The 12,598-nt window shown below is 69.9% G+C and carries 4 protein-coding genes; all 4 read left to right on the top strand.

The genetic code is table 11. The annotated features are described in order from the left end of the window. Nucleotides 1–94 precede the first annotated feature (94 nt). The 4 genes from QFZ71_RS03930 (at nucleotide 95) to QFZ71_RS03915 (ending at nucleotide 12,590) form a co-directional block, all read left to right on the top strand. A complete protein-coding gene (locus QFZ71_RS03930; RefSeq protein ID WP_307666851.1) occupies nucleotides 95–1,441 on the top strand; it encodes a transcriptional regulator in 1,347 nt (448 codons plus the stop codon). An 86-nt stretch (nucleotides 1,442–1,527) separates the two neighbouring features. Then, complete coding sequence (locus QFZ71_RS03925) at nucleotides 1,528–2,058, top strand: NUDIX domain-containing protein (RefSeq protein WP_307666850.1); 531 nt, start codon at nucleotides 1,528–1,530, stop codon at nucleotides 2,056–2,058. A 418-nt stretch (nucleotides 2,059–2,476) separates the two neighbouring features. Beyond that, nucleotides 2,477–6,043 carry a LamG domain-containing protein gene (locus QFZ71_RS03920; protein WP_307666849.1) on the top strand — a complete coding sequence of 1,189 codons (3,567 nt, stop codon included), beginning with the start codon at nucleotides 2,477–2,479 and terminating at the stop codon, nucleotides 6,041–6,043. A 184-nt stretch (nucleotides 6,044–6,227) separates the two neighbouring features. Then, nucleotides 6,228–12,590: an RHS repeat-associated core domain-containing protein gene (locus QFZ71_RS03915; protein ID WP_307666848.1), complete on the top strand. Its 6,363-nt coding sequence runs from the start codon at nucleotides 6,228–6,230 to the stop codon at nucleotides 12,588–12,590. Nucleotides 12,591–12,598 lie beyond the last annotated feature (8 nt).

Raw genomic sequence — 12,598 nt, 5'->3', positions numbered from 1 at the left:
GCAGAGTGCGCGGCGGGAGGGTTCGGGCATTCCGTTCACACCCCGTGTGAATCGTGCTCCACTAGGCTCGTCGCGTCACGCACCTGGGGGGACGATGGAGCCCAATGTCCTGCTCGAAGCCTTGATCGAGGAGGCCGGAGTCTCCCGCGCGGGCCTCGCCGGCCATGTCAACCGGGCGGGCCTGTCCCGCGGGCTGAGCCTGCGGTACGAACACACGGCGGTCGCCCGCTGGCTCAAGGGCCAGCGCCCGCGCGGACAGGTTCCCGACCTGATCTGCGAGGTGCTGGCGGGCCGGCTCGGGCGGCCCGTCGGACTCGACGACATCGGGATGGGTGCCTCCGCCGCCGGGGCGGACGCCTCCGCCGAGGGGGCCACTCTCTCCGGGTTCGTCGAGCGGGCCACCGCCCTGTGGCGCTCGGACGAACAGCAGCGCCCCGGCCTGGCCACCGTGCCCGCCGTCACGGGGACGTCGGCGGTGATGCCGGTCTGGGAGTGGGAGAACCCGCCGGAGGACGCCGACGTCTCGCGGCCGGGACCCGTCCGGGTGAGCGAGGCCGACATAGCGATGCTCAAGGCGGCCCGCGACCACTACGAGCAGATGTACCGCAAGACGGGCGGCATCGCGACCAGGTCCCGGATCGTCCGCTTCCTCGACGCGGAGGCCGCGCCGCTGCTGCGCGGCGGCTGCAGCGACGCCCTCGGCCGCAGCCTGCACCGCGCGACCGCCGGTCTGGTGGCGGTGGCGGGCATCTGCGCGTACGACTCCGACGCCCACGGGCTCGCCCAGCGCTACTTCCACCAGGCGCTGCGGCTCGCCAAGTCCAGTGGGGACCGGGCGCTCGGCGGTTATGTGATCGCCCTGCTGGTCACCCAGTCGCTGTTCCTCGGCGACCACCGCCGTTCCATCGCGTTCGCCGAATCCGCGCTGCGGGCCGCCGGCGACCGCATCACCCCGGCCCTCGCCGCCGACCTGCACGCCATGCAGGCCAAGGCGTACGCCGGGCTCGGGGACGCCGCGAGCGCCCGCGCCTGCATCGCGCGGGCCGAGGCCCAGGCGGGTCGCATCCACACCGGACGGGAGCCGGACGAGACGGGGTACGTCCAGCCGGGCCTGGTCGACGTCCAGGTGGCGGAGGCGCTGCTCGGCCTCGGAGATCTTCCCGCCGCACGTGAGCACGCGGCCTCCGCCGTGCGCGCCCCGGCGCACGATCGGGGGCGCGTGCACCGGCTCGCGATGCTCAGCCATATCGAGCTGCTCCAGGGCGAGGCCGACCGGGCGGCCGTCACCGCAGCGGAGATGGCGGCCAGAGCCCGCGGGATGGAGTCCCAGCGGCTGCGCGACCGGCTGCGGGGGGTCCGGCGACGGCTCGCCGCGAGCGGCTGCGCCGAGGCCGTACGGACCACGGATCTCATCGACGAGGCGCTCCGCGTGCCTCTGTGAGCTCCGCCGACGCCCCGCCGTTCGCTCCTCCCGGCAGTCGAGCCTGCTGACATGGAGAGCCCGACATGTCGAAAGGCGGCACACCCGTGCAGTGGACGAACTTGAGCGAACGGAATGTGTATCAGAACCCGTGGTTCCGGGTGAACCTGGCGGACGTACGGCTCCCCGACGGCAGCCACCTCGACCACTTCGTCATCCGGCAGCGGCCCGTCGCCGCCGCCACGGTCGTCAACGAGGCGAACGAGGTGCTGCTGCTCTGGCGGCACCGCTTCATCACCGACAGCTGGGGGTGGGAGCTGGCCGCGGGCGTGGTCGAGGACGGTGAGGACATCGTGGCGGCCGCGGCGCGGGAGATGGAGGAGGAGACCGGCTGGCGTCCCGGCGAACTGCGCCCGCTGCTCACCGTGGAACCGTCGAACGGCCTCACCGACGCCCGCCACCACCTGTACTGGTCCGACGAGGCGCGCTGGACCGGGCACCCGCAGGACGCCTTCGAGTCGTCCCGCCGTGAGTGGATACCGCTCAAGGTGGTCCCGGACATGATCGCCCGTGGCGAGGTGCCCGCCGCGAACATGGCGGCCGCCCTGCTGATGCTGCACCACCTGCGTCTGGGCTGAACCCGGCCCGGTGACGGGGCCCGCGGCCCCCGGGACGGGAGCCGGTTCCGGGCGTCCCCGGAACCGGCTCCCGGCGTACGGGCGTCCCAGGGGCCTCCGGCGGCTCCCGGCCAGGTCGCGGGAAGGCCGGACACCCCCTCGGGCGCACGGGGGGGCAGCCCGAGCCGGTCCTGCGGCCGGGGAGCCGCGTCGGCCACCCGGCCGGCCGACTCCTTTACCGAATCATTCCTCTGGCCCTGCCCTCTTGATCATTTCAAATGCGCTCATGCCGGTTTTGAGGCCATAGAACAATTCTTAAAAGATCATTAGAGTCCGCTGGTCGGTCACACGTTTACTGCACGTAGTGAGGGTTCTGGGGATGAGTCGTGGGGGGATGGGGCGTCATCGACGCCCCGTATCCGGGGTAGTGGGGATCGCCGTGGGTGCGGCGATGCTGGGGGGCCTGCTGGCACCGGCGGGGAGCGCGGCGGCGAGCGAAGCCGAACGTCCCGAGGCGGTCTCCCACACGCCGGCGGACGAAGCCGGCAAGGGGAAGGCCTTCTGGGAGGACGACCGGCTGCCCGAGGCATCGGCCGAGCAGAAGGCGTCGCGCGCCGCGGCCGAGGCGGGGCGCCGGGTCGAGGTCGCCGGTCTGACGACCGAGACCGGTCAGGTCTTCGCCAACCCTGACGGTACGTTCACCGCGGAGAGCTCCGCGTCGATCGAGCGGGTGCGCCGGGGAACGGGCTGGGCGGCCGTGGACACCACCCTCGTCCGGGCCGACGACGGGACCCTGGCGCCGAAGGCGGCGCTGGACATGACGTTGTCCGGCGGTGGGGACAAGGCCCCGCTGGTCCGCTTCGAGCGAGGGGGGCACTCGTACGAGGTCCACTCGCCCTGGACACTGCCGGAGCCGGTCCTGGACGGCTCGCACGCCGTGTACACGTCGGTGCGCCCCGACGTCGACCTGGTGGTCCAGGTCCTGCCCGACGGCTTCACCCAGAACCTGGTGGTGCACACGCCGCAGGCCGCGGCGGCGCTCAAGTCCATTCGCTACCCGGTCAGGGCCGACGGGTTGACCGTACGCAACCACGACGGCGCCGTGTCCCTGGTGGATGACGGCGGACACCCCGCGTTCATCAACAGCGCGCCGCTGATGTGGGACGCCGGGACGCCGGGCTCCGACGCCGGGACGGCGGCGGGTGCCAGGTCCGCGGCGGGCACGAGGTCCGCGCTCGCCGCCGAGGCCGGTCCGGTGGACCCGGTGGACGCGGTCAGCCCGCCTGCCGATGCGCGCACCGCGATCGCCGGCATGGCCGCGGGGCAGGACGAGTTGACGGTGGTGCCGGACCAGGAGTTCCTGGCCGACCCGAAGACCACGTACCCGGTGGTGATCGACCCGCCCACCGTGGCAGGGAAGCTGACCGGCTGGACCGCCCTGTGGTCCAACGAGAGCAGCTCGACCTTCTGGAACACCAGTCACGCGCTCGGCGTGGGCTACGACGCGTACGTGGACAACAAGAAGGCCCGCTCCCTCTTCCAGTTCGACACCCGCAGTGTGGCCGGCAAGAAGATCCTGCACGCCGACTTCTCCGCGTACGAGATCTGGTCGGCGAACTGCGAGAAGCGCAACATCGAGCTGTGGCGCACGGGCAGCATCTCCTCGTCCACCAAGTGGTCCTCCTCGCTGTCGTGGTCCTCGAAGGTCGACACGGTCTCCGCGGCCAAGGGCCACTCGTCCAGCTGCCCGGACGGGACGGTCGAGTTCGACGCGACGGCCGCGGTCGCGTACACGGCGAAGGCCAAGTCGACCACGACCACGCTGGGGCTGCGGGCGAGCGAGAGCGACCCGATCGCGTGGAAACAGTTCATGTCCCCCAAGGACGCGGACTCCACGACCGGCCGCAAGCCCGTCCTGTCCATCACCTACGTCTCCCCGCCGACGGCGAAGCCCTCGTCGGTGAAGATGTCGGACCCGAACGTGTCCTGCTCGGCTTCGAGCAGCCCCGCGATCATCCGCGACACCACACCCCGGCTCACCGCGACCCCGACGTCGTCGGACGGGTCGAAGGCGGTCCTGCGTCCGAACTTCGAGCTGTACGCCGGCAGCAGCACCTCGCCGACCTCGCTGAAGCCGAGCACCTGGACCGCCAGCGGCACCGCCGGCACCATGCCGACCGCCACGCTGGCCGAGAACACCACGTACCACTTCCGCGCGCGGACGGAGTACAAGTACACCTACGGCGGCACCACGGGGTACCTGTACGGGCCCTGGTCCTCCTCCTGCTACTTCAAGGTGGACTCCAAGGGACCGCCGAAGCCGACCGTCACCTCGGTGAACAACCAGTACCCCGAGTGCGCCGGTACCAGCTGCGCCAGCTCCCCGGAGACCGGGAGCGTGGGCATGACCGGCAGGTTCACCATCGGCGCCGGTGCCACGGACGTGCGTCGCTTCGTCACCCACCTCAACGGCGTCAAGGTGGAGGACAAGACCTACACCGCCGACACCGCGAGCCACACGGTGACCATCACCCCGGACAAGCGGCTCACCAACACCCTGCGCGTGCAGACCTTCGACGCGGCCGGCAACCCCGGAGAGACCCGCGACTACCTCTTCAACGTCGCCCGCGCCGCGGCGCCCGTCGGCGTATGGAAGTTCGACGAGGGAACCGGCACCGCGGCCGCCAACACGCAGGGCACGGCCCACCACCTCACCGTGACCGGGGGGAGCTGGACCGACAAGGCCCGCCTGGGCAAGGGCTTCAGGAGCACGGCCGGCGACGGCTACGCCGCGGCCGCCGGGCCGATCGTGGACACCACCGGAAACTTCGCCGTGTCCAGCTGGGTCAAGCTGAACTCCAAGACCCAGTCGACGGTCATGCAACAGCGTGGCACGAAGACCGGCGGCTTCCAGCTGTACTACTCCACCGCCTACGACCGGTGGATCTTCAACCGGTACGACAAGGACGCGACCGACGACGGCGGCGCCACCATCGTCCGCGCGATCGGCACCAAGCCTCCGGTGCTCGGCGCCTGGACCCACCTGCTGGGCGTGTACGACCGGCAGGCACAGAAGATCCGCCTGTACGTCAACGGAACGCTGAACGCGGAAACCGCCTTCACCACCCCCTGGGCCGCGAACGGCCCCTTCGAGATCGGCCGTTGGGGCACGAGCAACCAGCTGGACGCCGAAGTCGATCAGGCCGCCGTGTTCAACCGGGTCGTCTACCCCGACGAACTGCCGGGACTGACCAACCTGGAGAACCCGGACACCGGTCATCCGCAGGCCGAACTGCTCGCCCACTGGGCGCTGGACGAGAGCGCCGGAACCACCGGACTCGACAGCAGCGGCCGGGGCAACACGCTGTCCCTGCAGAGCGGGTCCACATTCACCACCACCGACGACTACGCCCACGGCAATGTGCTGAGTCTCGACGCCGACGTACTGGGCCGGGCCACCGCGCCGGTCAAGCTCGACGCGTCAGGCAGCTTCACCGTCGCCGGCTGGGTGAACCTCGAATCGCAGTCCAAGCTCGAGGACACCACCGTCGCGCACTCGCCGACCGTCTTCTCCCACCCCGGAGCGAACCGCAACGCGTTCCGTCTCTGGTACCGCCAGGAAGCCGGGGAATCCGTCGGTGACTGGAACTTCGGTGTGTACGCGACCGACGTGCTCGAGGGCCCGGCCGCGACCACCGTGTCCGACGAGGTCAATCCGCCCGGCGGCTGGATCCACGTGGCCGGAGTCTTCGACTCGGCCAACCGGTCGGCCAAGCTCTACGTCACCGGCGAGCGCCAGGGCGACGAGGAAGGCGTCCTCGTCGACGACGTCTTCCAGAGCAGCGGCCCCCTCATGATCGGTGGCGCGCGCCGCCACGACACCGGCGCCTGGGGCAACGCGCTGCCCGGTCAGCTGGACGACATGCGGGTGTACGCCGGCGTACTCAGCGAAGCGGAGATCACGCAGCTCTCCATCGCCGACGAGCCGCCCGTCGACATCGGCTGAACCACACCTCCCCGAGCAACACCTCACCCACGCGCGGTGCCGCGTACCGGTTGTGCATACCGGTGTGCGGCACCGCGCCCTTCAGAATGCGGAGATTCCCGTGTCCAGGCGTACCTCAGGGCCGCACGGCCGATGGGCGTGGAGCAGAGCCGGCCGCCGCCGCTTGGCGGCCGTCGTTCTGCCCGTGTCCTCGGCAGTCATCGCCACCCTGCTCGGAGCAGCCCCGGTACAGGCTGTCGAACGAGACCACGGCACACTGCAGAAAGCCGAGTACGGCACAGCCGAACGGTTCGTTCCGAAGACCGAGAAGATCAAGGACCCGACGGCCGCCGCGTCGAGGAAGACACGTGAGCAGGCGGCGCGGAAGACCACCTGGCCCGCCGCGGACTCCGTCACGCTGGACATACCCGAGTCCGGCAAGCGGCAGGCGAAGGCCGCCGCAGTCCCCATCGCCCTGTCCCGGCCCGGAGCGGTGAGCGGCAAACGGGGCCTGAGCGCGGCCAGGAGCACCGGAGTACCGGAGCAGGCCAGGATCGATGTGCTGGACCGGAGGACCACGCGGCGACTCGGCGTCGACGGCCTGGTGTTCAGCGTGCGCCGGGCCGACGGCGAGAACGCCCCCGCCGCTCTCGGCGCCACCATCGACTACAGCGGATTCGCCCACGCGTTCGGCGGCAACTGGTCCTCCCGGCTGCGGGTGGTGCGGCTCCCCGCGTGCGCCCTGACCGCACCCACCGAGGCGGCCTGCCGCAAGGTCTCCCCGGTGACGGGCGCCAACAACACCGAGCGGCAGCAGCTCACGGCGCAGATCACCACCCCCGCGGCCACCGCGGCCGGCTCCGGCGTGACCGTACTGGCCGTCTCCGCCGCCGCCGGATCCGACCAGGGCACGTACGAGGCGACCCCGCTGTCGGCCTCCTCCACCTGGTCGGCCGGCGGATCCAACGGCGACTTCACCTGGAGCTACCCGCTGGACGCCCCGCCGGCTCCGGCCGGCCCGGCGCCCAACCTGTCCATCGGCTACTCCGCACAGAGCGTGGACGGACGCACCTCGTCCACCAGCAGTCAGCCGTCCTGGGTCGGCGAGGGCTTCGACCTGTCCGGTTCGTACATCGAGCGGGCGTACGGCAGCTGCGAGGACGACGGCCAGGACAAGAAGTACGACCAGTGCTGGAAGGAGAACAACGCCTCCCTCGTGCTGAACGGCAAGTCCACCCCCCTGGTCTGGAACGAGACCAGGAAGACGTGGCGCCCCAAGAGCGACGACGGCGAACGGATCGTGCACGGCACCGGCGCCACCAACGGCGACGACAACGGTGAGTTCTGGACGGTGACCTCCACCGACGGGACGCAGTACGTGTTCGGCAAGAACCGGCTGCCCGGCTGGACGACCGGCAAGCCCGAGACCGGCTCGACCTGGACCGTCCCCGTCTTCGGTGACGACTCCGGTGAGCCCGGCCACGACAAGGGCGGCAGCTTCGCCGACCGCTCGCTCTCCCAGGCCTGGCGCTGGAACCTCGACTACGTCGTGGACCCGCACGGCAACGCCATGACGTACTGGTACGGCAAGGAGACCAACTACTACGCCAAGAACGGCACCACCGGAAACGGCAGCGCCTACACCCGCGGCGGCCACCTCAAGCGCATCGACTACGGTCAGCGCGACGACGCCCTCTTCTCCACCACCCAGCCGCCCGCGGCCCGCGTCCAGTTCACCGTGGCCGAGCGCTGCCTGCAGGTCACCGGCGAAGAGACCTGCGCGTCGCTGACCGATGCCAACCGCAACGCCTGGCCGGACGTTCCCTACGACCAGATCTGTGCCGCCGACAAGCCGTGCACCGACCAGCCGGCCCCGTCGTTCTTCAGCCGCAAGAGGCTGACACAGGTCACCACCCAGGTCTTCGACGGCAGCGGAACGGGTGCGGACACCGACTATCTCGACGTCAACACGTGGAGCCTGAAGCAATCCTTCCCCGATCCGGGGGACGGTTCCGGCGCCGGCCTGTGGCTGAACTCGATCCAGCAGACGGGCAAGCCCGGTACCGACGTCGCGCTGCCGCCGGTCACGTTCAGCGGAATCCAGCTGCACAACCGTGTCGACAAGACCGGTGACGACATCGCCCCGTTCATCAAGTGGCGGGTACGGACCATCACCTCGGAATCCGGCTCCGTCCTGACGGTGAACCACTCCACCGAGGACTGCCTCGCCGACACCGGCATCCCCGACAAGCTGGACGCCAACACCAGGCGCTGCTATCCGGTCAAGTGGATCCCGCCGTCGAACCCGACCCCGGGCACCGACCCGAAGCCGCGCACCGACTGGTTCCACAAGTACGTCGTCACCCAGGTCACCGAGTCCGATCCGACCGGCGGCGCCCCGCTGAAGCAGACCGACTACACCTACAGCGGTGGGGGTGCCTGGGCCTACGACGACGAGTCGCCCATCACCCCGGCCAAGTACCGCACCTGGGGTATCTGGCGCGGCTACCAGAAGGTCACCACGACCACCGGCGAGCCCGCGGGCACGCGCTCGAAGAGCACTGCCCTGTACTACCGGGGCATGGACGGCGACAAGCAGTCCGACGGCACCACGCGCAAGGAGACGGTCACCGACTCCCGGGGGGACGCCAGGACGGACTCCGAACAGTTCGCGGGGCAGGTCCGCGAGCAGATCACCTACAACGGCACCGACGGCGGTGAGGTCAGCGCCACGATCAACACCCCGTGGTCGGCCACCACCGCCACCGACACGCACCCCTACGGCACCGTCAACGCCCACCTGGTGCGCACCGGCACGGCCGTGAGCCGCACGGCGCTGTCCGCGGGCGGCGAGATGACCGTCACCACCAGGAAGACCTTCGACCCCGCCAGCGGTCTGACCCTCACCGAGGAGCAGGACGCGGCCGGCCAGAAGGACTGCACCCGCACCGAGTACGCGCCCAACACCGGGGCGTGGATCCTGAACCTGCCCAAGCGGGTGGAGAAGGTCTCGGCGGGCTGCTCGGAAACGCCCGTCCGTACCGGTGACCCGAAGACCACCGACGTCGTCTCCGACGTCCGGGCCGCCTTCGACAACCAGGCATGGGGCGCCGCGCCGACCAAGGGCGACGTCACCCGCACGCAGCGCGTCACCGGCTACTCGTCGGGCGTCGCCGACCTCCAGACCGTCAGCACGGCCGCCTACGACGCGCTCGGCCGCCCCGTCGACCAGTTCGACGGCGCGGGCACACGCACCAAGCACACCGAGTACACCCCTGCCACCGGTGGTCCGCTGACGAAGACGGTGGAGACCAACGCCCTGGGCCACACGGTCACCAACGACCTCGCGCCCGAGTGGGGCCTGAGGAAGCTCACGACGGACCCGAACGGCAACCGGACCGAACTGGCCTACGACGCCCTCGGACGGCTGACGGACGTCTGGCTCGCCGACCGCGACCGCGGTACGGGCCACGCCCCGTCGCACACGTTCGAGTACCGGATCCAGAACACCACCAGCAGCTGGGTCGCCACCAAGACCCTCAAGAACGACGGCACCACGTACCGCACCTCCTACGCCCTCTATGACGCCCTGCTGAGGCCCCGCCAGACCCAGGCGCCGGCGGCCGTAGGCACCGGCCGCATCATCACCGAGACCACGTACGACAGCCGTGGTCTCGAGGTCGGGACGGTGGCGGACTACATCGACGCCACGGCGCCCGAGGGCAAGCTCGCCACCCTGCTCAGTGCCGCTCCCAGTGGCACCGAGGTCACCTACGACGGTGCGGGACGGCCCACGGTCGAGAAGTCGATGGCCCTGGGCAAGGAGTTCTCGCGCACCAGGAACACCTACCTCGGTGATGCCACGCTCGTGGAGCCGCCCGCCGGCGCCCCGGCCGTGAAGGAGAGGGTCGACGCGCGCGGCCGGCTGGTCGAGAAGCTGGAGTACAGCGGGAACACGGCCGGAAGCGACTTCACGAGGCTCACCTACGGCCACGACCACGCCGGTCGTACGACCACGGTCAAGGACGACGACCAGAACACATGGTCGTACGCGTACGACTTCCTCGGCCGGGAGACGACGTCGACCGACCCCGACTCCGGGACCTCGACGACCGAGTACAACGCGCTGGACCAAGTGGTATCCACCACCGACAACCGCAAGAAGACGCTCGGCTACACCTACGACCTGCTCGGCAGGCGCACCGGAAAGCTCGACGGCAAGGTGCCGGTCGTGGACGGCAGGCCGGCGCCCGAGGACGCCAAGTACCTCGCGCGCTGGTCCTACGACACCATCGCCAAGGGGCAGCTCACCTCGGCCATCCGGTACGTGGGAGGCAAGAGCGGTGACGTGTACGCCACCACCAACGCCGGCTACGACAAGCTCAACCGCGTCCTCAAGGAGCAGTACACGATCAGCAAGGCGGAGGGCGCGCTCGCCGGCTCCGGCACCTGGACCCTCACCAACGCCTACAACCTCGACGGGAGCCTGCAGAAGCGCACCATCCCCGCGATGGGCGGCCTGGCCACGGAGGTCCTCGACTACGGCTACACCGACCAGGGCAGCCCGGACACGCTCAAGGGCCTGACCGGGATCGTCCAGAACACGGACTACCTGCCCGCGGGCGAACAGATCCGCGTCACGCTCGGCGTCTCCTCCACCGCCAAGTGGACCGAGGTCAATTCCTCCTACGAGGACGGCACCAAGCGCCTCGCGCGTCAGACCGTCGTGTCCGAGTCGAACACGGGAACGGACTCCGACGTCAACTACCGCTACGACCCGGCCGGCAACCCGATCGAGGTCGACGAACGGGCGGGAGCCACCAGCGACAAGCAGTGCTTCGCCTACGACGGCCACCGCAGGCTCCGGTCGGCCTGGACCGCGACCACGAGCTGCGCGACCACGCCCGCGAGCGCGAACGTGGGCGGGCCGGCGCCGTACTGGCAGTCGTTCACCTATGACAGCGCCGGAAACCGTGAGACGGTCACGAACCATCTGGCCGCCGGCGGCCCCGCGACGACCACGTACACCTACAAGACCGGTGACCAGCCGCGGCCGCACGCGCTGTCCTCGACGGAGACGACACGGGCGGACGGCACCAGGACCGGCACCAGCTACACCTACGACCCCGCCGGGAACACCCAGACCCGGACGGTCGGCGGAAAGAAGCAGACGCTCGACTGGGACAACCCGGAAGGGACACTCGCCAAGGTCACCGAGGCCGACGGCACCACCACCTCCTATCTCAACGACGCCGACGGCAACCGGCTCATCCGCCGCGACAGGACCGGTAGCACGCTCTATCTGGGGGAGACCGAACTCCGTCTCGACCAGGCGAGCGGCGAGGTCGCGGCGACCCGCTACTACACCCACGGCGGCAAGGTCGTCGCCGTCCGTACGCCCGACGCGCTGACCTGGACGGCGAGCGACCACAACGGCACCGCCGGGGTTCAGGTGGACGCGGCGACCCAGCAGGTCACGCGGCGTCACATGACCCCGTTCGGCGAAGCGCGGGGGTCGGCGCCCCGGGCGTGGGCCGGCACCCGGGGCTTCGTCAACGGAACCCAGGACCCCACGGGCCTGACCCATCTCGGCGCCCGCGAGTACGACCCGTCCACCGGGCGATTCATCAGCGTCGACCCGATCGCTGATCTCAAGGACCCGCAGCAGATCAACGGGTACGCCTACAGCAACAACAACCCCGTGACCTTCGCCGACCCGGACGGCAAGTTCTTCGGCGCCATCTTCCGTATCATCCGGGCGATCATCCGTCTGATCAACGCGATCAGGACGTACGTCAGCAACGTGCGCAGCGGGTCGTCCGGCTCCGGTGGCATGACCACCATGGGAAGCGCGAGCCACGTCTCGAAGGCGAGCGCGGACTCCTGCCCGCTCGTGAAGCGCAACTACGGGATCTGTGACAGCAACGAGCCCCCGGACCCGCGCGCCGAAGGCAGCGTCAAGGACGTGGTCGGAGGCGCCGCCGAGGTCGGGGGCGCGACCCTCGACTTCCTCGAATACGCCACGGAACCGTGGTGCTGGTTCGGAGCCAACTGCGGCGGCGCCGAGGACAAGGTCAAGGAATTCGAGGAGAAGCACGGAGTCGACACCGACTCGAAGGCGCACGACTCCGGGAAGGACTTCACGGAGGCCGCGACGCTCTTCAACATCGGGGGCCTGGTCAAGAAGGCGGTCAAGGGGATACTCGGCGCCGCCAAGAAGAAGGCCAAGCCGGACGCGCCCAAGGGCAAGGAAGATAACTGGGATGTTCCGGACAAGGAGACGCTCGACGGAACGTGGGAGAGGCTGGGCTTCGCCACCCGCAACGACTTCGGGAAGGCCGCGTGGGGCGGCAATTCCAAAGACGCCGCACTCAAGTTGAGAACGTCCGACCAGGTGGGCAAGATGCGCGACGTGGGTCTTACCGTGGACGACGCCAGGACATGGCGGAACTTCTACGCCGACGTTCATAAATCGGCGTCGGCGAGACACCCGAACAACCCCGAAAAAGTGAACCCGAGCGCCCGCTACAGGGCCGACCTCTTCCAGTACTACATGGACAACCTCTGAGGATGGAA

The sequence above is a fragment of the Streptomyces sp. V2I9 genome, assembly GCF_030817475.1.
Lineage (GTDB): Bacteria > Actinomycetota > Actinomycetes > Streptomycetales > Streptomycetaceae > Streptomyces.
Note: the sequence above shows the minus strand (reverse complement) of the source record. Positions and strands in the feature narration are given on the sequence as shown.

Bases quoted from the DNA above. Each gene is read 5' to 3' on its own strand.
- QFZ71_RS03930 (WP_307666851.1), top strand. From the start codon at position 95: ATGGAGCCCAATGTCCTGCTCGAAGCCTTGATCGAGGAGGCCGGAGTC.